Source organism: Mycobacterium sp. DL440, assembly GCF_011745145.1.
In the GTDB taxonomy this organism is placed as follows: domain Bacteria; phylum Actinomycetota; class Actinomycetes; order Mycobacteriales; family Mycobacteriaceae; genus Mycobacterium.
In genome coordinates this window covers 5,472,473-5,496,530 of sequence record NZ_CP050191.1, presented here as the reverse complement: position 1 = coordinate 5,496,530, position 24,058 = coordinate 5,472,473, and the positions used below count along the sequence as shown (strand labels likewise).

Annotated in this window: 18 protein-coding genes and 1 pseudogene; 6 read left to right on the top strand and 13 right to left on the bottom strand. The window is 67.2% G+C overall.

The window, feature by feature from the left end:
• Positions 1-48 precede the first annotated feature (48 nt).
• Entirely contained in the window at positions 49-816 is a 768-nt protein-coding gene (locus HBE63_RS26790; protein ID WP_166907751.1) for a GntR family transcriptional regulator, read from the top strand.
• A 30-nt stretch (positions 817-846) separates the two neighbouring features.
• On the opposite strand, the gene HBE63_RS31990 is transcribed toward HBE63_RS26790, so the two are convergent.
• Complete coding sequence (locus tag HBE63_RS31990; RefSeq protein WP_166902210.1) at positions 847-1,128, bottom strand: hypothetical protein; 282 nt, start codon at positions 1,126-1,128, stop codon at positions 847-849.
• Positions 1,129-1,176: 48 nt separating this feature from the next.
• A complete protein-coding gene (locus HBE63_RS26780; RefSeq protein ID WP_166907749.1) occupies positions 1,177-2,169 on the bottom strand; it encodes an alpha/beta hydrolase in 993 nt (330 codons plus the stop codon).
• Positions 2,170-2,238: 69 nt separating this feature from the next.
• Here HBE63_RS26780 and HBE63_RS26775 point away from each other — a divergent pair, with 69 nt between their 5' ends.
• A complete protein-coding gene (locus HBE63_RS26775; protein WP_166907747.1) occupies positions 2,239-2,940 on the top strand; it encodes a UdgX family uracil-DNA binding protein in 702 nt (233 codons plus the stop codon).
• Here HBE63_RS26775 and HBE63_RS26770 read toward each other — a convergent pair.
• The 8 genes and pseudogenes from HBE63_RS26770 to HBE63_RS26735 all read right to left on the bottom strand — a co-directional run bounded on the left by HBE63_RS26770 (position 2,856) and on the right by HBE63_RS26735 (position 11,974).
• Positions 2,856-4,313 (bottom strand): annotated as a pseudogene (locus HBE63_RS26770) (aminotransferase class I/II-fold pyridoxal phosphate-dependent enzyme). The gene HBE63_RS26775 and the pseudogene HBE63_RS26770 overlap by 85 nt on opposite strands.
• Positions 4,285-5,421 carry an MFS transporter gene (locus tag HBE63_RS26765; RefSeq protein ID WP_166910247.1) on the bottom strand — a complete coding sequence of 379 codons (1,137 nt, stop codon included), beginning with the start codon at positions 5,419-5,421 and terminating at the stop codon, positions 4,285-4,287. Before HBE63_RS26765 ends, HBE63_RS26770 begins: the two are co-directional and overlap by 29 nt.
• A 29-nt stretch (positions 5,422-5,450) precedes the next feature.
• Positions 5,451-6,728 carry an amidohydrolase family protein gene (locus HBE63_RS26760; protein WP_166907744.1) on the bottom strand — a complete coding sequence of 426 codons (1,278 nt, stop codon included), beginning with the start codon at positions 6,726-6,728 and terminating at the stop codon, positions 5,451-5,453.
• A complete protein-coding gene (locus HBE63_RS26755; RefSeq protein WP_166907742.1) occupies positions 6,722-7,834 on the bottom strand; it encodes a CoA transferase in 1,113 nt (370 codons plus the stop codon). Before HBE63_RS26755 ends, HBE63_RS26760 begins: the two co-directional genes overlap by 7 nt.
• The gene (locus tag HBE63_RS26750; protein ID WP_371815058.1) at positions 7,834-8,736 is read right to left on the bottom strand and encodes an acyl dehydratase; all 903 of its coding nucleotides are present in this window, start codon (positions 8,734-8,736) and stop codon (positions 7,834-7,836) included. Before HBE63_RS26750 ends, HBE63_RS26755 begins: the two co-directional genes overlap by 1 nt.
• A 137-nt stretch (positions 8,737-8,873) precedes the next feature.
• Positions 8,874-9,770: an enoyl-CoA hydratase/isomerase family protein gene (locus HBE63_RS26745; protein WP_166910245.1), complete on the bottom strand. Its 897-nt coding sequence runs from the start codon at positions 9,768-9,770 to the stop codon at positions 8,874-8,876.
• A gap of 5 nt (positions 9,771-9,775) precedes the next feature.
• Positions 9,776-11,296: a fatty-acid--CoA ligase FadD4 gene (gene fadD4, locus HBE63_RS26740; RefSeq protein ID WP_166907738.1), complete on the bottom strand. Its 1,521-nt coding sequence runs from the start codon at positions 11,294-11,296 to the stop codon at positions 9,776-9,778.
• Positions 11,297-11,344: 48 nt separating this feature from the next.
• Complete coding sequence (locus HBE63_RS26735) at positions 11,345-11,974, bottom strand: TetR/AcrR family transcriptional regulator (protein WP_166907736.1); 630 nt, start codon at positions 11,972-11,974, stop codon at positions 11,345-11,347.
• A 42-nt stretch (positions 11,975-12,016) separates the two neighbouring features.
• On the opposite strand from HBE63_RS26735, the gene HBE63_RS26730 reads away from it, so the two are divergent.
• Positions 12,017-15,061, top strand: coding sequence for an MMPL family transporter (locus HBE63_RS26730; RefSeq protein WP_166907734.1), 3,045 nt, complete (start codon positions 12,017-12,019; stop codon positions 15,059-15,061).
• A gap of 105 nt (positions 15,062-15,166) precedes the next feature.
• Here the strand turns inward: HBE63_RS26730 and HBE63_RS26725 are convergent, their stop codons facing one another.
• The 3 genes from HBE63_RS26725 to HBE63_RS26715 form a co-directional block, all read right to left on the bottom strand.
• Complete coding sequence (locus tag HBE63_RS26725) at positions 15,167-16,993, bottom strand: phosphoenolpyruvate carboxykinase (GTP) (protein ID WP_166907732.1); 1,827 nt, start codon at positions 16,991-16,993, stop codon at positions 15,167-15,169.
• 156 nt (positions 16,994-17,149) lie between these two features.
• A complete protein-coding gene (locus HBE63_RS26720; protein WP_208301220.1) occupies positions 17,150-18,628 on the bottom strand; it encodes a hypothetical protein in 1,479 nt (492 codons plus the stop codon).
• The gene (locus HBE63_RS26715; RefSeq protein ID WP_243858307.1) at positions 18,625-19,626 is read right to left on the bottom strand and encodes a hypothetical protein; all 1,002 of its coding nucleotides are present in this window, start codon (positions 19,624-19,626) and stop codon (positions 18,625-18,627) included. Before HBE63_RS26715 ends, HBE63_RS26720 begins: the two co-directional genes overlap by 4 nt.
• Before the next feature lie 126 nt (positions 19,627-19,752).
• Here HBE63_RS26715 and trmB point away from each other — a divergent pair, with 126 nt between their 5' ends.
• The 3 genes from trmB to HBE63_RS26700 all read left to right on the top strand — a co-directional run.
• Positions 19,753-20,574, top strand: coding sequence for a tRNA (guanosine(46)-N7)-methyltransferase TrmB (trmB, locus tag HBE63_RS26710; protein ID WP_166910242.1), 822 nt, complete (start codon positions 19,753-19,755; stop codon positions 20,572-20,574).
• The gene (locus HBE63_RS26705; protein WP_166907728.1) at positions 20,571-21,299 is read left to right on the top strand and encodes an NYN domain-containing protein; all 729 of its coding nucleotides are present in this window, start codon (positions 20,571-20,573) and stop codon (positions 21,297-21,299) included. Before trmB ends, HBE63_RS26705 begins: the two co-directional genes overlap by 4 nt.
• Before the next feature lie 66 nt (positions 21,300-21,365).
• Positions 21,366-24,058 (top strand): MMPL family transporter (locus tag HBE63_RS26700; protein ID WP_243858305.1); only part of this gene is annotated, 2,693 nt, incomplete at its 3' end.

The following is a 24,058-nucleotide window of genomic DNA, read 5'->3' as shown; positions in this document are numbered from 1 at the left end:
TCAGCCCGGATAGAATTGGCTGTACCAATACACGGGCAGGGGGCCGGGGTGGCAGTTCACAGCGAAGAGTTGCGCAGGCGCATCGTCGCCGACATCAACGCGGGCGCCCCCGGCGCCAAACTCGGCAGCGAGCGTGACCTGGCCGAACGTCACGGCACCAGTCGCTCCAGCCTGCGCCAGGTGCTGGCCGCCCTGGAGGAAGCCGGGTTGGTGCACCGGGTTATCGGCCGGGCCGGCGGCATCTTCATCAGCCACGGGCAGGTGGAGCGGCACCTCTCCGATGTGGTCGGTGTGCCAGCATTCCTGGCCAACCAGGGTTATGTCGCCGGTACCCGGGTGCTCTCCACGCGCATCACCACCCCCGACGACGCCACCCGGAACGCGCTGCGCCTGGGCCCCGGTGACTACGTCATCGAGATCCAGCGCGTCCGCCTGGCCGACGGCTCGCCCATCTCGCTCGAACACGCGCAGTTCCCCGCGGACACCTTTCCCGGCCTGCTCGACCAGCAGCTGGGTGGGTCACTCTACGAAATCCTGCAGTCCCAATACGGTTTGGTCACCGGCCGGGCCGATGAGCGCATCGAGGCAGTCAACGCCACCAGCAATGAAGCCACCCTGCTCGGCATCAAGCCCAAGGCTGCACTGCTGTTGATCACGCGGGTCACCTACGACCAGAACGGTTCTCCGTGCGAGTTCTCGCGCGACCTGTTCCGCGGGGACCGGACCGCACTGGCCGTCACGGCGAAGGGCAGTGGCATCGCCACCCACGCCGACGCCAACACGGCCTCTGTCACACTGCAACGCCAGGCCGGCTGACGGAGTTCTCCGCCGCCCGGGTGGATTTCGTCACCCTTCCTGAGGCTCATCGTCGGGGCTGATGATCCGAAAGCCCTCAGGCTCGGCGATCGCCTCGTCGACATCTCGCGCTGGCGCCGCGCCGGCCGGCTTGTCGGGCCGTTCCGCATCCAGTTTGCTCTCGAGCGATTCCGGCTCGCCCGCCCGGTCAGCGCCGTGCCACTGCTCCGGCGGATCGACCACATCGTCACCGTCGCTATTGGCGACTTCGTCGGAATCGGTCGACTCACTCGGCGAGAGAGTATCGTCCGGGCCATTTTCGATATCGCTCATGGTGGTGGGATGCCCACGGCACCGCCGCGGGAAACTGCGGCAGATCGATCAGGCTGCACGCTGAGCAGGTGCGGCGGTCACACCTTTGACGAAGTCGCCCATATAGCCGATGGCCCGCCTTCCTTCCGGCAGGATCTCGGCGGCCAGCGGGAAGTCGTGGATCTGGCCGCTCCAGACGTGAAGCTCACAGGGTGCATGCGCGGCGGCCAGCCGGTCGGCCACCAATTCCGAGTCCGCCAAGAGCAATTCGTCGGCCCCCACATGGATCATGACCGGCGGCATACCCGTCAGATCGGCTGTGGCCGGGTCGATCAACGGCTCGGCGTCACACCGTTCGGGCTCACATTGGCTCCCCCGCACACACCGGGCGAATGCCGACAACGCCGCACCGGTGAACATCGAGCACCGAGAGACATTGCGGTGAGCCATTTTTTGCGCCGGGTTCAGATCGATCAACGGCGAGATCGCGGCGAGACCGGCTGCCGGCACCACACCGCGGGCCAGCGACCTGAGCGCCGTCCCGAAGGCCAGGTATCCACCGGCCGAGTCGCCGGCGATCACTGTCCGCTCGGCGCCGTAACCCCGCCGCCGAAGCCAGGACAACCCGGCCAGGGCATCCTCGACCGCGTCGGCAAGGCCGCACACGGGCAACATCCGGTAGCCGACGTTGAGCACCAGTGCGTCTGCCGCAGCCGACAATCGAGAAGCCAGAGCACGGTGGGTGTTGAGCCCACAGGTAAGAAACGCCCCACCGTGCAAGTACAGAACCGCGTTACGCCCCGATATCCCCGGTGCGCGCACCAGTTCCGCCGGGCAATTCGGCAGTGCCACGGGCTGCACCGACACCGGCGAGCGCCGCGGGACCAATCCGACAATTTGATCAATGGAGCTGAGCGGCCACGCCAGATCAGGCTGCAACGCCCAGGCGCGGACCACGTTCTTCACGGCCAACCGACAGCCGATTCCCAGGGCCGCGGCCTCAAGGCTGCTCCTGCGGTGAAGTACCCTCTTGGCCGCGTATGCCCCGGTCATGGCGATCATCTCCTTGTGTCATCACAACGGATACCCGCACTTGCGCGTGGCAAACAGTCGATCGGGTATTCCACGGCAATGAACAGCGCAGCGCCATTCGTGCCCGACACACGTGAGCTGGCCGAGCTCACCGAGGCCGCGCGCCAATGCGAGGGGTGCCCGCTCTATCGAGACGCCACACAAACGGTTTTCGGGTCCGGACGACCGTCTGCCCGGCTGATGTTGATCGGCGAGCAGCCGGGTGACCGGGAGGACCGGGCGGGAGAGCCCTTCGTCGGTCCAGCGGGCCGAATATTGGACAAAGCCTTGGCCGCAGCCGAGATCGACCGTGACGAGCTCTATCTCACCAACGCCGTGAAGCACTTCAAGTTCACCACCAACGAGCGCGGCAAACGCCGTATCCACAAGACCCCCAGCCGAACCGAAGTGGAGGCATGCCGGCCATGGATCCTCGCTGAATTGGACACCGTCTCCCCGGAGGTCGTGGTCCTGCTCGGAGCGACTGCCGCGAAATCGCTTCTGGGCAACGACTTTCGGGTCTCTCGCCACCGATGGGAGATCCTCCACGCTGCGGGCCTGATGTCCGAGCGAGACCCTCCGCTGGTAGCGACGATTCACCCGTCGGCCGTGCTGCGTGGACCGTCAGACACCCGCGAGGAATCCTTCGACGGCCTGGTCACCGACCTTCGCACCGCCTACGCGATGACCCGGACCGTGCCCAGCGAAGGGTCGGCCGGATCGGGCACATTCATCCCGGCGGCCAGGCCGGTGCGCAGGTAATCGAGCACGGCTTGGTTGATCCGCTCACCCGGGACCACCGCGGGTATACCCGGCGGGTACGGGGTCATCTGCTCGGCGGAGATCCGTCCGGCTGCCTTCTCGACCGGAACGTCTTCGACCGGGCCGAAGAACGCGTCGCGGGGCGCGACCACGGTCTCCAGCTCCAGTTCGGCGGGAGCGGGCAGGTGGACGCGTGGTGGTGGGTCGAAATCGTGGGCGGCCTTGCGCCACAGCTTGAGTGCCTCGACCAACCTGGCCGCGGTGTCGGGTCCGTCGGCCAGTGACATGGTGGCCAGAACCCGGCGATGGTCGGTCATCCCGAGATCGAGCTCGCAGTACTCCCGCAGCCAGTCCGCGGCCTGATAACCCGATGTGCCGGTCGCCGCGACGTCGATCAACACCTGCAGCCGGTCCAGATCGTGTGATGCCTCCTTGCCCAGCAGCTCTTTGTCGAGCACCTCGACATCATCGATCTCCTCGATCTCGCGCCGGGTTTCGTTCGCCAGATCCAGCGCTGCGCCCATCAACTCGTGACCGTGTTGCACCATCTGCCGCCGCCAGCCGTCAATCGCGCTGTACACCAGCACATTCGGACTCGTCGTCATGAGCAGATCAGCACAGGCGGACAGTCGGCTCGGATCCACCAGGTCACCCTGCTGATGGAAAACCTAGCCCTGCTCGAAGCCGGCGCCCATCTTGTGGACACTCACCACGCACACGTCGGCGCCCGCGTTCATCGCCCATGTCGGCAGGTCCTCATGGAACGGCAAATGCGCACCCCAGGCCTCGTCGACGATCAGCGGTTTGCCCCGGGCGTGGCAAACGTCGGCGATACCCTGGATGTCGGCACAGGTGCCGTACGGGCTGGGGCTCACGATCAGCGCGGCCGCCGCATCTGGGTGCCGCTGCCAGGCCTCTTCCACCTGTTGCGGCGACGGTGGGTGAGACAGGTGCCGCTCGGCATCCCACTGCGGCGTGATCCAACGTGGCACCAGGCCCGAGAAGATCAGCCCGGCCACCACCGACTTGTGGCTGTCCCGGCTGAGCAGGAGGCTGCCGTCGGTGCCCGCAACCGCCATCATCGCCGCCTTGACGGACAACGAACTGCCGCATGTGGAGAACCACGCCGCGTCTGCCCCGACCGCCTCGGCCATCAGGTCCTCGGCCCGCTTGAGATAGCCCTTGCTCATCCGCCGGTCATCGAGACCGCCGCTGGCCAGAACGTCGCTGAAGAACGGGTCGCGGCCCAGCACCTTGAGTACTCGCTGGTCAACACCGCGGCCCTGCCGGTGCCCCGGCGGTGAAAACCCGTACCGATTGGAATGGTGGTACTCGTGCAACGCGTCAAGCAGCGGAGCCTGGCCCTGGTCCATGCCGGTCATGCCGGGGGAATACCCACATCAACCCCACCCCCACACATAACGCAGTCATCACCGCGAACGCCGTCGGGAAGGAGAACGACGTGGCCAGCGCGCCGACCACGAGAGACCCCAGGCCGGTGCCCGTGTCGAATCCGACGTTCCAGGCCACGCTGACGGCGCCGCGGGCACGCTCACCGGTGGCGGCGAACGCCTGCACCAGGGTGAGGTTCTGCAGGGCCCCGTAGGCGATCCCGAGCAGGACACAGCCGAGAATCACGGCGATTGCGCCCCTGATCGAGCCGATGCCGATGCCGGTCCCGATCACCGCCAGACCGACCGCGCCCAGGCCGAGCATCGGGGCGATGAATCTGGCCGGGCCGTGACGATCGGCAACGCCCCCGATCCACCACCGAGCCAGTGCGGCCGTCCCGGTCATGCCGAGCAGCGCCGCAAATGCGGTTGCCGCACCGCCCAATTGCGGGGCGAAGGTGAGGATCCCACCGCCGGCCGCGGTGATCACCACGAGGGCTGCGATCGGGCCGACGAGCCCGCCGATACCGCGAAGGCGATCGGCATGCGCCTCGTCGGCCAGGATCGGTGCCGGGCGGGCAAAAGCCAGCAGTAGCCCCAGTAGCGGGGCGGCAGCCAGCACGAATACCAGCTGATAGCCGACATTCTCGGCCAGCCATGGCGCCAGTGGAATGAGCCCGAACTGCGGTGCGGCGATGGCCAGCCCGTACGCGCCGATCGCACGGCCGCGGCGCTCCTGTGGAATCAGGGCGGCGATGCCGCTGACACCGCAGACCGTCAGGATGCCGAAACCCAATCCACGCAACGCTGCCAGGACCAACACCTGCCACAGCGACGAGGTGAGCGGGTGCAGCAGTGCCGGTGCCCCCAGGAGTACCAGCCCCAGCGACAGCGTGACCGCCCATCCGGCTCGCCGTAACACCCGCCCGACCAGCAGCTGCGCGACGACCGTACACAGCATCAGCACGCTGTTGACCACACCGGCACCGAGGTTGTCCGCACCGATCCGCACCGCCCACATCGGGGCAACTGGTAGCAGCAGGGAAAAGCCGGCGAATCCCAGTGCGGCACAGGCCAACAGGGCGGGCATGCCTGACACCCGCCACACACTTTCCCGGGTCACCGCCGGAACACCACCGCACCGGCGATGATCGTGGCGGCCACCAGATCGGCGTCGAGCGCATCCACCACCCGCTGCGGGGAGCCGACCAGCAGGCACAGGTCCCCAGGCTCGCCGGGCGCGATACGGCGCGGCCGGGCTGGATTGGCTGCGCTGCCCAGAAACAGCGTCAATGCGCGACGCCCCGAGATCCGTTCGACCGGGTTCAGCACCGCACCGCGGGGGGTGCGGCGATGTACTGCGGCGCGCATGACCGCCCAGGGGTCAGCGTCTCCGAACGGCGCATCGGTGGACAGCGCCACCGGCACCCCGGCGGCCAGCAGGGTGGCCAGCCGCCACAGCTGATCATGTTCTGCGCCAGGCACATCCGCGCGGTACTGGTCGCCCCGCTCCGCGACGAAGTTGGGCTGGGTCACCACCGTGACCCCGAGGGCGACGAGGTCGTCGACACAGTCCGCGGGGACCATCGCGGCATGCTCGATCCGGTCAGCCGGATGGCTGCCCGCGACGCGCAATGCAGCGATGGTGACCACGAGTTGGACCGCGGTCACGCAATGCACCGCCACCGGTTCACCGGCCCGGTGGCGTTCGGATATCCAGGTTGTCAACGCATCCAGGTCGAGTCCGTCGTCGTGGAGGATTCGCTTCCCCGGAGCCAGGTAGTGCGCGCGCTGCCGCATGCCTTTGGGACGATCTGCGGGCTGCAGGCCGGGGGTGGCATCGGTGACACCCGTGACGCCATAGCCGGCCAGGCGGGCGCTGAATTCCCCGATCTGGGCGGGACGACGCTGCAACGCATCTGACCAGGTCCGGTCCTCGCTGCGCAGTCGCCCATCGGGGTGATCGCCCAATCCGAGGGCCGCGAGGCCGGGCGAGTTCACCGTCCATATCACGCCGCTGCGATGCTGCACCCGCACCGGTGTGCCGGGCCGCAACCGGTCCAGCGACTGGCGGTCCAGCGGTCCGGCCACGGCCTCGTGGTAACCGACAGCCCGGATCCAACCGTCGCTGCCCACGACCGCCGCGGACAACGCTTGAGCCAGTCCTGCCTCATCGGCCACCTCGGCGGGGCCGACCCGGATCGAATCCTGCTCGGCCGCAGCCGAGTGCACGTGTAGATGATGGTCGTGCAGCCCGGGTATCACGGTGCCGGATGCCGCATCGAGTACCTCTTCGCCCGGCTCGGGCGACAACGCCTCGGCGACCTGCTCGATGGTCTCGCCGACCCGGATGTCGACCACCACCCCGTCGAGTAGTGTCGCGCGACGAATCAGCATGGGGCCACGGTCCGTTCCGCCACCAACCGGCGCACTGCTTCATTGTCGGCTCCGAGTCCCGGGGCGGCCGGCCCGATTGCGGGACGCGCCGGCGTCACCTCGGTGTCGTCGCCCACCAGAGAGCGGTACCCGGCAGCCACAGCCGCCATCGAGAATTCGATCAGCTCACCGCCTCCGCGTTCCCGAGATGCCGCGACCGCGGCGGCAGCATGCAGTCCGGTGAGCGGATCGGCGATGGCATCCCCGCTGAATACCGGTGCGCTGCCATCGTATTCGACCAGACCTCCGGATACCGCGGCGTCGTCGCCGAACGCCACCCAATCGGCTTTCTCCCCGGCGGCGCCGTGCCCGGTGATGCGCAACCAGATCCGCCCCGGCCTGGGATCGGCGGTATCGGGACCCAGCCCACGCCGGGCCAGCGCGACCGGCCGCGAGGCCTCGATCACCACATCGGCCGCCCGGATCAGCGCGGCCAGATCGCGCGGATCATCGAAATCGGTGGCATACGAGAGCTTCCCGCCGTTCATCCAATCGAAGAATCCCGGCACTCCGGCACGGGTCCCGTCCGGGCGGCTCCAGCTCTCGACCTTGACCACGATGGCCCCGGCCCGGGCCAGCAGTTGTCCACACAACGGGCCGGCCCACATCGACGACAGGTCGGCCACCAGGATTCCGGCCAACGGTGCGGCCCCGGGCGGTCCGAGTGAGCGCACCACCGGCGGCGCGGGCGAGGTTTCACCAAGCACGCCCACCGGCAGTCCGAGCAGGCGGGCGCGTTCGGCCACCTCCGCGGTGCGGGATTCCGCAACCCATCTCCGGATCGCCGGCCATGGGTCAGCCTCTGCCGAATCATCCTGCAGCAGTGCGGGAATCATGGCGACATCATCGGGGCGAGAGAGGGTCAGGGCGCACCACCCGTCACGGGTGGCGAGCAGCCGCGACGCCCCGCCCGCCGAGATCTGCCCTCGAGGCGCGATGTCCAACAGCGCGGCGCGGCCGGTGAGCAGTTCAGTGGCGTCGACCGTCACGCCGGTGTGTGCGGTGAAACCGTCGGCGACCGTCTGGGCCTGCCTCAGCAGAGCCCTCGGAATCGCCAACTGGGCCATCAGAAGTGCAACGCGCTGAACCGCCAGTCCAGCACCTGGCGGTCGGTGTCGTCGCGTCCGCCGGCCGCGTACACCAGCGAGCGCAACCTCAGGACTCCGGCGTCGGCCGATTCGACGTGCAGCTCGCTGAACAGGGTGTCACCCTCGTGCACCGGACCAGTGTGGTCACAGGACTCCCAGCCCAGAACCGTGGCCAGGTTCGGCAACAGGCGGCCGGCCTGGGCCAGGGCCAGTCCGATGGTGTGCCCGCCGTACACCAGGCGCTGGCCACCGGCGCGCCAATCATGATGGGTGGCAGCGATGTTCAAGGTCAGCCGGGCAAGTTCGGGGGCACTGCTGACCACGTCGGCGGTGCTGTGCAGCACCGCGCCGGCCAGGTCCGGATCGAAATGCGGTCCGGGTACCCGGGTGCGGAATGCGTCGGCGTCCCACCCCGCGGTGGGGTTCGGGGCTGTCGCATCGGCCCCGATGGTCGAGAGGTCGTCGGCATGACCGGTGTCGATGTCGTCCCTGGACAGCGGGAGCATCGCGCAGCGGTAGAAATCGAGAACTTTGCGGTGCTGTTGGTCGACGGTCGTCATCCGCAGGGCGGCAAGACCGGTGGCCGCTCGCCCGGGTTTCGTCGAGTTCTGCTTGAGGCCAACCACTTCAGTACGGGTGTACAAGCTGTCCCCGATGCGCGGACAGCGGTGAAACGCCAGGCCGCGGTAGAACAGGTTCGCCTTCACCCGCTGCGTCACCAGCGTGCTCTGACCGATCGCCACGTCGCAGACCAACCCCGGGTGCGCCAGCGGGCCCGACTCCCCCGTCACCGCAGTGGCGAGGTCGGTGTCGAGCGCCAGGCGCAATCGGTCGCCGAGGATCGCCTGATGCGTCGCCGCCGCACCGGCGGTCAGCGTCATCGACGGCGCGGTGTCGAATACCTGGCCAACCGCCAAGTCATCGAAGTACGGGCCACCCTGTTTCACATCTCGCACTATGCCATTCACCGACGTTGATTCTGCGTCTAGGGCGTGGATGTGTGAGTAAGGCATCGCCCTCACCGCGATGTCGCCGTTGTTGGGCGCACCTCGTCGACCAGGCCCCACGCCAGCGCCGTGGCCGAGTCGATGGTGCGCCCGGAGAGCACCAGGTAGGCGGTGCGCCACCGGCCGATGCGTCGCGCGATGCTCACCGTGCCGCCCGCCCCGGGAATCAACCCGAGGGCCAGTTCCGGCAGGCCGATCGTGGCATCGGGATGACAGCTGACCCACCCGCAGAACGACGCCATCTCCAGACCACTGCCCAGCACCTGGCCGTGCACCTCCGCGCGGCAGCGTGGCCCCAGCCTCGCCGTCAGTTCGTCGAGCACCAGCGCCGGACTGTGCCGGGTGCGGGCCAGGTGGGCGCTCGCCGGGTCGGTGAACGAACCAAATTCGGCCAGATCGCCTCCGCTGCAGAAGGATCGGCCATTGCCGCCGAGCACCACCTCCTCGACCGACGGGTCCAATCGCGCCACTTCGAGGGCCTCAAGCAGCGCGCCCCTGGCATCGGTGGAGAACGCGTTGTGCCGCTGGGTCCGGTTGAATCTGACGTGCAGTGTGTTCCCGTCGCGGTGGGCCTGCACCGGTTCGGGCAGCTGCGGCACGGTCGCCGGCCCACGCTCGGCCAGCCACCGGGCGAATTCGGATCCCGATTGCAGCGTCGAATACGCCAGGGACTCGGTGACCAACCCCGATCGAGTCGGCCCGGCCGGATCGAGCGAACGCAGCACGTCGTCACAAACCGCCGCGGCCTGCGACCATGTCCTACACCGCTCTGTGAGTTCGGCCAGGGCCTGCTCGACCGAGTCCACGGTGACCGCCCGCCGGTCCGCACCGGGGTGTTCGGTCAGCGTGAACGTCGCGGCATCGGTCGGGGTGTCGACCCCGACCCGGATACCCGCGGGCAGTTCCAGGACGGTCACGAGTACTTGTTTATCAGCTCCTGCTTGTACAGCTTGCCGGTGTCGGTGCGGGGCAGCTCAACCTCGAACGAGATGGTCCGCGGGCACTTGTAATGCGTCAGCCGTTCACGCAGCCAGCTCAGCAGCTCCTCGGCGAATTCCGGCGTCGCATCCGCCGGGTCCACGGTCTGCACCACACCCTTGACGCTCTGGCCCATCTCGTCGTCGGGGATGCCGAACACCGCGGCGTCCATCACCTTCGGGTGGACGACGAGCGTGTTCTCGGCTTCCTGCGGATAGATGTTCACTCCGCCCGAGATGATCATGTGGTGGCGCCGGTCCGTCAGGTACAGGTAGCCGTCCTCATCGACATACCCGATGTCTCCCACCGTCTTCCAGCCGTGTGAGTCACGCGAGGATGCGGTCTTCTCGGCGTCGTTGAGGTATTCGAAATCGGCGCCGCCCTCGAAGAAGATCTCACCGGCCTGGCCGGGTGGCACTTCCTGGCCGTCCTCGTCGAGGATGTGCACGAGGCCGTTCATCGGCTTGCCCACCGAACCGGGGTGCGTCAGCCAGTCCTCGGCGAAGATCACCGTCGCGCCGATGGCCTCGGAGGACGCGTAGTACTCGTCGACGATCGGCCCCCACCAGTCCATCATCTGCTTCTTGATCTCGACCGGACACGGTGCAGCCGCATGCATGACGCGCCGCAGGCTCGACAGGTCGTACGAATTACGCACGTCCTCGGGCAGTTTCAGCATCCGGGTGAACATCACCGGCACGAACTGGCCCTGGGTGACTTTGTGTTTCTGGATCGCGTCCAGGCAGCCTTCGGCGTCGAACTTCTCGAGCACCACGGTGGTGATGCCGGCGGCCTGAATCTGCATGGACCACACCGACGGTGCCGTGTGGTAGAGCGGGGCAGGGCTCAGATACACCGAATCCGGTTGCATCCAGAACCCGACGAGGGCCGACATCATGCCGGGGGTTTCCGACGGCGGCACATGCGGCAGGTCGCGCTTGATGCCCTTGGGCCGGCCCGTCGTCCCCGACGAGTACTGCAACAGATCGCCGTCCAACTCGTCATCGATCGGGGTGGCAGGCAGGTCCGCGACGGCCTCCGGGTAACGCTTCCAACCGTCCAGCTCGCCGTCGGCTATGAGCAGAGTGCCCGGCAAGCCGTTGGGCAACTCCTTTTCGAGGCCGCTCAGGATGTCCTTCAGCACGGCGGAGCCGACGATGGCCTTGGCCCCACTGTTGTCGATGATGTAGGCCGCCTCGGCGGCGGTCAGGTGCGTATTGATCGGCACGTAGTACAGCCCGCTGCGGCGGGCCGCCCACATCACGGCGTGGATGTGCTCGTTGTTCTCCATCAGAATCGCGACCACATCGCCCTCCTGCAGCCCCTGCTGCCGGAAGTACCGGGCCAGCCGATTCGCGCGGGCTTCGAGTTCACCGAACGTGACGACGGTTCCCGACGGGTGGAGGATGATCGCCGGCTTTTCGGGGTTGGCCTCGGCATGCTCGCGGATCTGCATGATGGCACTGTAACCGGCGCCACTTGACAGGTGTCAAGTAGGGCGCGGTTACACGTTCAAGCCCGATTGCCAGTCTGCACCCACACCGCGCAGCAGCAACGTCAGACCGGCGCTCGCGTCGTCGAGCGGGTGCACGGACCTGGCGCTTCGGCTCTGCATGATGGCGCCTTCGACTGCGCTGACGATGAAGCTGCCGAGTTGGGCCGCGGTGGCTGCGTCAACCCCCTTGGCTTCGATCGAATCTGCTATCACCCTGGCCCAATCAGCAAATACCGTGGCCGAGGCTTCCCGCACTGCGAGCGCATCCGGTCCAGCCTGGGCAGCCGCCACGATGGGACATCCGCCCGTGAATTCACTCTCGATGAGGTTCTGTTTCCAGCCTTCGATGAAGGCGCGGATCGCGTCCTCGGGGGACAGTGCCCGCGCCAGCGCTTCGATCCTAGCGGTGAGGATCCGACCGGCCACCAGCGTCGCCTGCTCCATCAGTTCCGTTTTCCCCGCGGGAAAGTGCTGGTAGATAGATCCGCGGGCGGTGTTGCTGCGGTCCAGCAGATCACTGAGACCCGTCGCGTGGACGCCGCGCTCGCGCATCAACTCGATTGCGCCCTGGATGAGACGTTCACGTGGACCCGCCACTATCGCCCACCTCCCCACCACCGAATAGACCAGCCGGTCCATCCTAGTTGACTACACATAGACCGACTGGTCTACGATTCCGGGATGCACAATCTCGCCATCTTCGGCAAACTCGCCAGGGTCTGCGCGAAGCATGCGTGGTTGATCTTCGGGGCGTGGCTGGCGGTGGCCGGCGTGCTCAACGTGGCCATCCCCCAGCTGGAACGCACGGTGGCCAAGCACTCCGCGCCGTTCACCCCGGAAAGCCCGACCACCGAAACCCTGCGGCAGATGTCGCGGGACTTCGGCGTCCCCGACACCACCGCAGTCGGCAGCATCGTGGTCTCCAGTGACCGCGTCCTCGGCGCGGCGGACACGGCGTACTACCGCGACCTGGTGGCCCGATTGGTGGCAGACAAGGATGACGTCGCCTACGTGCTCGACACCTACGGCACCCCCGGGCTGGAGGGCATCGGCCTGAGCCCCGACGGGGAAGCCATCCACCTGATCGTCGCCACCACCGGCGACGTCGGCTCCACCCGCGCGCACCGGTCCACCGAGAACGTCCGCGCCGTGGTCGAGGAACTCCCCCGCCCGTCCGGGCTCGACGTGAATTTCACCGGGGCCGCACCCACACTGTCGGACCTGTTCTCCGCCATCGACACCTCGCTGGCCATCATCACCGTGGTCTCGGTCGTGCTGATCACGCTCTTGCTGCTGGCGGTGTACCGCTCACTGCTGACCGCGATGGTCCCGCTTCTCACCGTTGGCATTTCACTGGCGGTCGCACGGCCGGTCGTTTCGTGGCTGGGCGGTCACGAGCTACTGACGGTCTCCAACTTCACCATCGCCCTGGTCACCGCGATGGTGTTGGGCGCGGGCACCGACTACGGCATCTTCCTGCTGGCCAACTACCACGAGGGCAGGCGCCGCGGGCTGGCCGTCGACGAGGCGGTGACCCGGTCCGGCGCGCACACCGCAGGCATCGTCATCGCCTCCGCTCTGACCATCGCCGGCGCCGGAATGGCCATGATCTTCACCAAGATCGGGATGTTCCGCACCGCGGGTCCGCCGATCGCGCTGTCCATCGCGATAACGATGGCTGTCAGCCTGACACTGACCCCGGCGATCATGGCGCTGTGGGGCCGGCGCGGATACGCCGAACCCCGCCCGCTCGACGAACGCCGCTGGCGTAGGCGCGGTGCCAACATCATCCGCCGGGCACCGGCGCTCGTCGCGGCCTCCCTGGCGTTCCTGATCGCCACCAGTTCGGTGCTGTTCACCTTCGAACCGAACATCGATGAGAACGCGATGCAGTTGCGCGCCACCGACAGCAAGCGCGGCTACGAGGCGGTCTACAGGCACTGGGGCGTGAACGAAGCAGCACCGGAGTTCGTCACCATCCGGGCCGACCACGATATGCGCAACACCAACGATCTGGCCGCGCTGGACCTGATCGCGATGTCGATCGGCAACCTCCCGCAGGTCGCCCATGTCCGGTCCATCACGCGCCCCGAAGGAAAGCCGTTGCCCGAGACGGCAATCGGATCGCAGACCGCTCAGGTCGGTGATGGCTTGGCCGACGCGCACGACCGCGTCGAGCAGGCCATCCCTCAACTCAAACAGCTCGCGGCCGGGGTGACCCAGCTGCACAACGGTTCGGCCGGCGCCGCCGACAGGCTGCCCGAGCTCGCCACGGGGGCCCGCGATCTCGTCGCCCTCACCCGAAACCTGCTCGGCACCCTGGAATCCGCGAACCGGGTGGTCAACACCGTCTCGGACGGATCTCTCGACGTGGCGACCGTGGTGCGCACCATGGCAGGCGCCACCGACGCGCTGGACCGTGCGGTCAACGAAATCGACGCCACCCGAAATAAATTGGCTGCCCCCACGGCTGCGGTGCATTCAGTGTTCGATCCCCTCACGGCAGCCGCACCTGGGCCTGACTGCGCTGCGGACTGCCTGCGGGCACGTCAGGCTTTCGCCGACCTCAACGCGGCCACCGGTGGGCAGGCGCTCCTCGCGATCAACGGCCTGACGCTCGCCGCGCCGCTGGTTCCCGAGCGTCCGGTGAGCACCGCGCTGGACACCCTGCCCGATCTCCGCGCCGGCATCAAGGGCTTGCGGACCATGCTCGACCAACTCGGCACCCGTACGCCCGAGCAGACCCGCGGCGACCTCAATCGGTTGATGTCCGGAATCAACGAACTGTCAACAGGTCTGAGCCGGCTCACCACCGGGCTGGGCCAGGTCAAATCCGGCACCGACACCATGGTGGCGCTGACTACCGAACTCGGTGCCGGGCTCAACCGGGCATCAGACTTCCTGCACCGGCTGTCCGCCGACACCGCGACCGGCGCGGGGCGCGGCTTCTACCTACCCGAGGAGGGCCGCAGCGATCGCCGGTTCACCGCAGGTGAGCGGCTGCTCATCTCGCCGGACGGCCACAGCGCCCGCATGATGGTGGTCTGGTCGGTCAATCCGTACGGCGCCGAGGCGATGGGTGCGGTACCGGATGTCATCGCAGCAGCGAACAACGCGGCCACCGGCACGGTGCTCGAGCACGCGAACATCGAGTCGACCGGACTGGCCTCGCTGTCGCAACGTCACATCGACCAAACCTGGCGTGACTTCGCCCTTTTCGGTGTCGTCGCGGTGGCGGCTGTCCTACTGGTACTGATCGTCATGCTGCGCAGCCTGGTGGCACCCGTGCTGATGATCGCAGCGGTGGTGCTGTCTTTCGGCGCTGCGGCCGGAATGTCCACCCTCATCTGGCAGCACATCATCGGTATCAACCTGGACTGGTCAGTCTTCCCGGTGTCGTTCATGGCGTTGGTCGCCGTCGGTGCCGACTACAGCATGCTGTTCGCCGCCCGCATCCGGGATGAATCCCACAGTGGCGTGATCAGCGGCATCATCCGCGGGTTCGGCAGCACCGGAAGCGTGATCACCACCGCGGGAGTCGTTTTCGCGATCACCATGTTCGCGCTCACCAGTGGGACGGTGCTCAACCTGGTGCAGATCGGGTCCACCGTCGGCATCGGTCTGCTGCTGGACATCACCGTCGTGCGAACCTACCTCGTTCCCGCCGCGATGAGCCTGCTGGGAGAACGCATGTGGTGGCCGGCCCGCGCGAGTTCACCGGCGTGACACTTTGGCCCACAAAGCAAACGCGCACCCTCGTGGAGTCACGAGGGTGCGCGAAATGCTGACGCGTGGCGGCGTGTCTAGCAGCAGACACGCACGCTCGCGGTTTTAGGACTCAGACAGGCGGTGCTTGAGGGCGTCGAACTCGTCCTTGATGCCGGTAGGCAGCTTCTCACCGACGAACTCGAACCACTCCTCGATCAACGGGAGCTCCGCCTTCCACTCCTCGGCATTGACGGCCAGGGCCTCGTCCACGTCAGCGGGATCTACGTCGAGCCCGGACAGATCGAGGTCGGCCGCCGTCGGCACAATGCCGATCGGGGTGCTCTTGCCGTCGGCCTTGTGCTCGATGCGCTCGATGGCCCACTTCAGCACGCGGCTGTTCTCACCGAAGCCCGGCCACAGGAAGCGGCCGTCGTCGCCGCGACGGAACCAGTTGACGAAGAACACCGCGGGCAGCTTCGACTCGTCGGCGTTCTTGCCGATGTTGATCCAGTGCTGGAAGTAGTCACCGACGTTGTAGCCGAGGAACGGCAGCATGGCCATCGGGTCGCGGCGCACGGTGCCGACCTTGCCCTCGGCGGCGGCGGTCTGCTCGGAGCCGAGGGTGGCCCCGATGAAGACGCCGTGCTGCCAGTCGCGGGCCTGGGTCACCAGCGGGACCGTGGTCTTGCGGCGGCCGCCGAACAGGATCGCCGAAATCGGCACCCCCTCCGGGTCATTCCACTCCGGCGCCAGGGTCGGGCACTGGGCGATCGGGGTGCAGTAGCGCGAGTTCGGGTGCGCCGCCTTGGTTTCCGCCTCCCGCAGGTTCCAGTCCTGTCCCTTCCAGTCGATCAGATGGTCGGGCTCGCCCTCCAGGCCTTCCCACCACACGTCGTTGTCGTCGGTCTTGGCGACGTTGGTGAAGACGGTGTTGCCCGCGGCGATGGTCTTCATCGCGTTCGGGTTGGAGTCCCAGTTGGTGCCGGGCGCGACGCCGAAGAAGCCGAACTCGGGGTTGACGGCGTAGAGGCGGCCGTCCTTGCCGAACCGCATCCAGGCGATGTCGTCACCGACGGTCTCGGCACGCCAGCCCGGGATGGTGGGCTGCAGCATCGCGAGGTTGGTCTTGCCGCAGGCCGATGGGAACGCCGCAGCGACGAAGTAGGACTTGTTCTCCGGGGAGATCAGCTTCACGATCAACATGTGCTCGGCGAGCCAGCCCTCGTCGTGGGCCATAGCCGAGGCGATACGCAGCGAGTAGCACTTCTTGCCCAGCAGCGCGTTTCCGCCGTAACCCGAGCCGTAGCTCATGATCTCGCGGGTCTCCGGGAAGTGGGTGATGTACTTGGTGTCGTTGCACGGCCACGGCACATCCTTCTGACCGGGCTCCAGCGGTGCGCCGATCGAGTGCAGCGCCTTGACGAAGAAACCGTCGTCGCCCAGCTTCTCGAGCGCGGCCTGGCCCATTCGGGTCATGGTGCGCATCGAGACCACGACGTACTCGGAATCGGTGATCTCCACGCCGAGCTTGGGATCCGCTGCGTCCAGCGGGCCCATGCAGAACGGCACCACATACATGGTGCGGCCACGCATCGAGCCGCGGTACAGATCGGCCATGATCCCGCGCATCTTGGCGGGCTCCATCCAGTTGTTGGTGGGGCCGGCGTCGAGCTCCCGCTCGGAGCAGATGAAGGTGCGTGATTCCACGCGGGCGACATCTGAGGGATCGGAGAGCGCCAGGTACGAGTTCGGCTGCTTCTCCTCGTTCAGCTTCTGGAAGGTGCCCGCCTCGACCAGGTGGGCGGCGAGCCGGTCATACTCCTCGGCGGACCCGTCGGCGAAGACCACCCGGTCGGGCTGAGTCAGCTCTGCGACCTCCTGAACCCAGGCCAGCAGTCCCTGATGTTTCGTCGGTGCGGTGTCCAGACCCGGAATGGTCGCTGAGGTCATCAAATTCTCCTGCGTAGGTTCGTGTAACCCAAGCCACGTCACGACGCGGTCACGGCTACCCCTTGGGTAGAGGTTAACGCGGGTCACATACCCACGGTGAACCAGTGGTATGTCCGATGACTCACAGGAACGATTCAGATCAACGTTATCAGCCGGTTACTCGCCAGTAGCATCGCTGTTGCCGTACAAATCCGCCCGGACCGCGCTCAGCGCCCGCTGTAGCGGCGGGATCCGACGGTCCCGCTGAGCCGCCGCCCGCGCGGTGGCGATGGCATGTTCACGCAGTTCGGCGTCCATCGCGGCGGTCTTCTCGGCCGCCGCGGCGGTCTCGGTTTCCTCTCGGGCCGCCAGTTCGGTGGTGAGTACGGTTTCCGCGGCGAGCACCCGCGTCGCGACGAGTTCTTCAACCGCCGAACGCAGGGTCGTGGTGATCTCACCGACCCAACGGTCCAGTACCGCCCGGTCGTGCAGCAGCCCCCGGGTGCCGACCACCCAGACCGCCAGCAGCAGACCCACCACCGCGCCGACCACAAGTCCGGCCACGGCCAGTCGCGGCGCCGCACCGGCCAGCAGCCGGCTCACCGCCACCGCGACACCCAGCCCGAAGCCCGCGCCCAGAACCAACATCAGCCGGGTCTCGGGTGTGCGGGATTTCAGCGGCGGCGACGGCAGGTCGGGCACCACCGCCTCCGGAACCGACGCCGTGGGGACGGGCAACTCGAGTTCCGCGGCGACCCCGCGCAGGTGCGCGGTCACGCCCTCGTCGACCTCGCCGACAACCTCGCCGGCGCGCTGACGGGCGTACTCCTCGAACGTCGCAATCCGGCGACGACTGATGCCGGCGACATCCTCCTGCAGTTCGGTGCGCACCGAATTACAACGGTTGCGGGCGAAGTAGCCGAGTTGAACCCGGGCCTGCTGCATTTGACTGCGCAACCCGATGCTGCGCTCGGTGCGGGTCAGCCTGCGGGCCCTGGCCACCTCGGCGCGACGCTCCCGCAACACATCCACTCGCGCCCGACGGTCAGCCCCGGATCCGTCGGCCTCATACCTGCCGATCACTGCTTCCAGACGAGTTTCCCAGGCGCGCAGCCTGTTCCGGCGCGCAATGTCGGGATCAGCCAACTGCCCGGTCAGCAGTTCGACGAGTTCGTCGAGCTGCGGCTCACCCAGATCGGGCGCGGCCGACACCCCCACCCAGGGCATACGCTCGTAGCGCTCGTCGCGCCCGCTCAGGATCTCCGCGTCGGCGTCGCGCACGTCGCGCCAGTCGCGGTACGCATCGATCTTGGACACCACGCCCACCACCAGATCGGTGTATCGCGAAGCCAAATCGACCAGGGCGCAATCGGATTCGGTGATCGGAGCGGCCCCCGAAACCACGAACACCACGGCCGCCGGCGCCTCACCTGCGACCAAATCGGTGGATTCGACGAACGTGGTCTGCGGCATCCGCTCCCGCAATGCCGCCATCACACTCGTCGATCCGGCCAACCACGGGCCGGCCACCAGCACCGCGTCGCGGGTCTCCACGCCCGGCGAGTTCAAGCCGGGATCGATCGCCACCACCACCGCGTCAGCCGCCGCCACCGCATCCGCCACGGCCTCATCCCGGGCCGTATCCACGTCGGTCATCGCCCCTTACCCGCCGCACCCAACAGTCTCAGTGACCCTCGCACAATGTCGTCTCCACAACTGCGGTGCAAGGCATTCACCGGACCGTCACGGTAGCGCCGCCAGTAGCGGGCCCGGCACAGATGGGCGTCACGGTCCGCTCCGGGATCCACCGTCAGCCCGTCGGCCCGCACCACGTCTACGGCCGCGGCCATCACCGCGATCACCGTCTCGTCGGCGGCCAGAAAGCGCCCCACCGCCGGGCCGCCGACCGCGCGCAGCTCAGCCAGCGCCCACCGCATCCGCCAGTACCGGACCGGCGCGGCCGCAGTATCGATGGCCGCCACCACCCGATCGACCTCACTGAGCCGTCGCAACAGCCCGGGCAAGGTCTCGGCAGCCGCGCCCCGGCTCAACGCCAGCGTGGTGTGCGCGATCCCGAACCGGTCGAGACGTCGCAGCAGCTCGGCGCGCACGGCACGTTCCACCCGGTGCGGACCCTCCACAAAGGCGTCCGCCGAGGTCAGGTCGGGGGGCTCAGCGGCCAACAACCGCAGTGCGTCGACCAGACCCTCCGACAGAACCGCCCGATTCAACAGCGCGACCATCGGCACCACCGGCACTCCGGCCAACTCCTGCAGGCGGCCGGCCCGGTGATGGGCGGTCGCGACCGGACCTCCGGGCCCGGACCCGGCCAGATCCGCCTTGTTGAGAACGACGATCGTCGGCCGACCCGCCCGGGTCAGCTCGGCGAGCACAGCCTCATCCTCGGGTTTGAGCACCTCGGCGATCACGACCACCGTCACGTCGCCGGTATCGGCGACCTCCTGGCCTGCGCCGGCCAGTGCGGAGGCCACGGTGCTCACGCCGACGCCGCGGCGCCCGCGCACATCGACACTGATCCCAGCCGAAACCCGCGCACTGATCTCCGCCAACCGCGCATCGCCGTCACGGTCGGCAAAGTTGGTGAGCTCGTCTGCGAAAATCTCGCGGCCTTCCCTGCGTGGTGACGGGCGCAAACCCCGCTGCCTCACGAAAAATCGTGACACGTCCCGGACGGACTCGCGAACGGATGTTTAAGCCCTGGCAGCTGGAGGCAACTGTTGGGTATCAATCTCTACCACGATGCTGGCACACCGCCCCCGATAAGAGACCATGGACGGATGCACCCGTCCACGTCCGATGTCGGTGGGCCGGCGCCGGCAGATGAGGCGGCCGACGTGCCGTCTGCCCAGCCGCACCGTTTTCCCCGGGTGACCAGCTTCCGCACCCGGCGGTCGACGCTGTCGCCCGCCCAGCAACAAACCTGGAACCGGCTGTGGCCCGAGATCGGCATCCAGGCCCGTGACGAGGATTCGACACCGGTCGTCGACCTCGACGCCGCGGCCTGGTTCGGCCGCTCGGCCCCGCTGATCCTGGAGATCGGCTCCGGCACCGGGACGTCCACGCTGGCGATGGCCCAGGCCGAGCCCGATCTGGACGTGATCGCGGTCGAGGTCTACCGCAAAGGCCTGGCCCAACTACTCAGCGCGATCGACCGCTCCGCCCAGACCTCCTCGCCCGTCACAAATATCCGCTTGGTTCGCGGGGACGGCGTCGACGTGCTGGAGCACATGTTCGGTAGCGGGACCCTGACTGGCGTGCGGGTGTACTTCCCGGATCCCTGGCCCAAGGCACGCCATCACAAGCGCCGCCTGCTGCAGCCGGCCACGGTGGCACTGATCGCCGACCGGTTGCGTCCCGGCGGAATCCTGCATGCGGCGACCGACCACGCCGGATACGCCGAGCACATCGCCGAGGTCGGCGACGCCGAGCCACGGCTGCGCAGGGTAGCGATAGAGGCGCCAGGGGCGCCTCCCGCTTCCGGGGAACTGCCCATCTCGGTCGAGCGACCGGTCACCAAATACGAACGCAAGGCCCTGGCCGGCCCCGACGTCACCGAGTTGGTGTGGGAGAAACTGCCATGAGTGTGACCGAAGACATGCAGGACGACACCGCGCAGGTAGAGGCCCGATCCAGCGCCGGGTCCGACACGCCGGCCGGCACGCCCGCACGGCGGGTGCTCCTGGTGTGGGATGCGCCGAACCTCGACATGGGACTGGGCGCGATCCTGGGTGGCCGCCCCACCGCTGCACACCGTCCCCGCTTCGACGCGTTGGGCCGCTGGTTGCTCGGATATGCCTCGGACCTGTCCGCCGAATCCGGCCACTCCGCCGGAGACAACACAGAGGTGTCTCTGGAGCCCGAGGCCACGGTCTTCACCAACATCGCCCCAGGTAGCGCCGATGTGGTACGCCCGTGGGTGGAAGCGTTGCGTAACGTGGGTTTCGCCGTCTTCGCCAAGCCGAAGATCGACGACGACAGCGATGTCGACAGCGACATGCTTGATCACATCGCGCTGCGTCGCAGCGAAGGACTGGCAGCGGTCCTGGTTGCCTCGGCGGACGGACAGGCGTTCCGGCAACCGCTGGAAGAAATAGCCCGTGAGGGCACCCCGGTGCACGTGCTCGGATTTCGCGAACATGCGAGCTGGGCGTTAGCGTCGGATACCTTGGAGTTTGTCGATCTGGAGGACATTCCCGGTGTGTTCCGGGAACCGTTGCCACGGATCGGCCTGGACTCGCTGCCCGAGCAGGGAGCATGGCTACAGCCGTTCCGGCCGCTGTCATCGCTACTGACCGCGCGTGTGTAACAACTGAAGGCCTTCGTCAGCCAAAGCGCGGGTCACCACAAGTTTTATGAAGCGTTAGGAGCCTAAGTGTTCGCCTGGTGGGGTCGAACGGTGTACCAGTTCAGGTACATCGTCATCGGTGTCATGGTGACGCTGTGCCTAGGTGGCGGCCTCTTCGGCGCCAGTCTCGGAGAGCACGTCACGCAGAGTGGTTTCTACGATGAGGGCAGTCAATCGGTCCAGGCGTCGCTGTTGGGCGACGAGGTCTACGGCCGTGACCGAACCAGCCACATCGTCGCCATCCTGACGCCGCCGGATGACAAGAAGGTCACCGACAAGGCGTGGCAGAAGAAGGTCACCGGGGAACTGGACCAGGTGGTCAAGGATCACCCGGATCAGATAGTCGGCTGGGTGGGTTGGCTCAAAGCCCCTGACACCACCGACGAACTCGTCAACCAGATGAAGACGCAGGACCTGAAGCACACCTTCATCAGCGTGCCGCTCAAGGGCGACGACGACGACACGATTCTGAAGAATTACCAAGTCATCGAGCCTGACCTGCGGAAAGTCAACGACGGCGACATCAAACTGGCCGGGCTGAACCCACTGGCCAGCGAGTTGACGGGCACTATCGGCACCGACCAGAAACGCGCCGAGCTGGCGATTGTGCCATTGGTCGCCGTGGTGCTGTTCTTTGTGTTCGGCGGAGCGGTCGCCGCGGCCCTGCCCGCAATCATCGGTGGCCTGACGATCGCCGGCGCTCTGGGCATCCTGAGGCTCACCGCCGAGTTCGGGCCCGTGCACTTCTTCGCCCAGCCGGTCGTGACGATGATGGGCTTCGGCATCGCCATCGACTACGGCCTGTTCATGGTCAGCCGGTTCCGAGAGGAGCTGGCTGAAGGTTATGACACCGAGGCGGCGGTACGAAGATCGGTGATGACGTCGGGACGAACCGTCGCGTTCTCCGCGGTGATCATCGTGGCGTCCTCGCTGCCTCTGCTGCTGATACCGCTCGGCTTCCTGAAATCGATCACCTACGCCATCATCGCCTCGGTACTGCTGGCGGCGTTCCTGTCGATCACCGTGCTGCCCGCTGTGCTGGCCATCCTGGGACCCAGAGTCGACGCACTTGGTGTGACGACATTGCTGAAGGTGCCGTTCCTGGCCAACTGGCCGTTCTCCCGGAAGATCATCGACTGGTTCGCCGAGAAGACCCAGAAGACCAAAACCCGCGAAGAAGTTGAGCGGGGCTTCTGGGGCAAGCTGGTCAACATCGTGATGAAGCGGCCCATCGCCTTCGCCACGCCGATCCTGGTCGTGATGACGCTGCTGGTCATCCCGCTCGGCCAGCTCGCGCTCGGCGGTATGAGCGAGAAGTACCTGCCGCCGGACAACTCGGTGCGCATGGCTCAGGAGGAGTTCGACAAACGCTTCTCCAGTTTCCGGACCGAGCCGCTGACCATGGTCATCCAAAGTGACGACGGCAAACCGGTCACCGACCAGCAGCTCGACGAGCTACGTTCCAAGGCCGCTGCGGTGTCCGGCTTCACCGACGCCGACAACCCGTCCAAGATGTGGCAGGAACGCAACGCACAGGAAAGCGGATCCAAGGATCCGTCGGTGCGCAGCATTCAGAACGGCCTGGTCAACAGCAGCGACGCACCCGCGAAGATCAACGAACTGCGGGCCCTGCCCGCACCCCACGGCACTCAGGTCTTCGTAGGCGGCACGCCGGCTCTGGCGCAGGACAGTATTCAGAGCCTGTTCGACAACCTGCCGCTGCTGGCGGTGATCCTCGTTCTCACCACGACCGTCCTGATGTTCCTGGCATTCGGATCGATAGTGCTGCCGATCAAGGCCGCACTCATGAGCGCGCTGACACTCGGGTCCACAATGGGCATCCTGACCTGGATGTTCGTCGAAGATGGTCATGGTTCCGGGCTGCTCAACTACACCCCGCAACCACTGATGGCACCGATGATCGGCTTGATCATCGCCGTGATCTGGGGCCTGTCCACCGACTACGAGGTCTTCCTGGTATCCCGCATGGTGGAGGCCCGGGAACGGGGCATGTCCACCGCGGAGGCCATTCGCATCGGTACCGCGACCACCGGCCGTCTGATCACCGGTGCGGCCCTGGTGCTGGCAGTGGTGGTCGGCGCGTTCGCCTTCTCCGACCTGGTGATGATGAAGTACCTGGCTTTCGGTCTGCTCATCGCCCTGCTGCTGGACGCCACGGTGATCCGGATGTTCCTGGTACCGGCCATCATGAAGCTGCTCGGCGATGACTGCTGGTGGGCTCCGCACTGGATGAAGCGCGTCCAACAGAAGCTCGGCCTCGGTGAGACCGAACTGCCCGACGAGCGGAAGCGCCCGATGGCGCAGGACTCCGGCGAGGACCCCCGCGCCCTGGCCGGCGTCGGCGCTCTGCCTGCACCGCGGCCACACGATCCGACCCATCCCGCGGCCGAGCCCATGCGCCCGCAGATGCCGCGGACCAACGCGCCCTCGGCGGCGGGCACGGCGCGGATCAAACCGCCGCACAGGCAGCCCGAGCAGCAGCCTCAGCGGCCCGACCAGGAGCCGTCCACCACCCGGTTCGCCATGGCTCGAAACGCCGTGCGCAACGCGGTGAACACGGCGGTCAACACGGTCAACACCGCTACCGGCAACACCAACGCCGGCACGGAGCGCACCCCGCAGCCGCCCGCACGGCCCGGCGGAGCTCCGGCGGGGCCCCCGCAGCGTGAAGATCGTGAGATCGAGTCGTGGCTCGGTGC

Excerpts from the sequence above, each read along its gene's own strand:
- fadD4 (WP_166907738.1), bottom strand. The coding sequence starts at position 11,296 with ATGCAGATCCGCGAGCATGCCGAGGCCAACCCCGAAAAGCCGGCGATC.
- HBE63_RS26750 (WP_371815058.1), bottom strand. The coding sequence starts at position 8,736 with ATGACGCTGACCGCCGGTGCGGCGGCGACGCATCAGGCGATCCTCGGC.
- HBE63_RS26725 (WP_166907732.1), bottom strand. The coding sequence starts at position 16,993 with ATGACCTCAGCGACCATTCCGGGTCTGGACACCGCACCGACGAAACAT.
- HBE63_RS26765 (WP_166910247.1), bottom strand. The coding sequence starts at position 5,421 with ATGCCCGCCCTGTTGGCCTGTGCCGCACTGGGATTCGCCGGCTTTTCC.
- HBE63_RS26775 (WP_166907747.1), top strand. The coding sequence starts at position 2,239 with ATGAACAGCGCAGCGCCATTCGTGCCCGACACACGTGAGCTGGCCGAG.
- HBE63_RS26735 (WP_166907736.1), bottom strand. The coding sequence starts at position 11,974 with ATGGACCGGCTGGTCTATTCGGTGGTGGGGAGGTGGGCGATAGTGGCG.
- HBE63_RS26760 (WP_166907744.1), bottom strand. The coding sequence starts at position 6,728 with ATGCTGATTCGTCGCGCGACACTACTCGACGGGGTGGTGGTCGACATC.
- HBE63_RS31990 (WP_166902210.1), bottom strand. The coding sequence starts at position 1,128 with ATGAGCGATATCGAAAATGGCCCGGACGATACTCTCTCGCCGAGTGAG.
- HBE63_RS26720 (WP_208301220.1), bottom strand. The coding sequence starts at position 18,628 with ATGACCGACGTGGATACGGCCCGGGATGAGGCCGTGGCGGATGCGGTG.
- HBE63_RS26755 (WP_166907742.1), bottom strand. The coding sequence starts at position 7,834 with ATGGCCCAGTTGGCGATTCCGAGGGCTCTGCTGAGGCAGGCCCAGACG.
- HBE63_RS26705 (WP_166907728.1), top strand. The coding sequence starts at position 20,571 with ATGAGTGTGACCGAAGACATGCAGGACGACACCGCGCAGGTAGAGGCC.
- HBE63_RS26730 (WP_166907734.1), top strand. The coding sequence starts at position 12,017 with ATGCACAATCTCGCCATCTTCGGCAAACTCGCCAGGGTCTGCGCGAAG.
- HBE63_RS26780 (WP_166907749.1), bottom strand. The coding sequence starts at position 2,169 with ATGATCGCCATGACCGGGGCATACGCGGCCAAGAGGGTACTTCACCGC.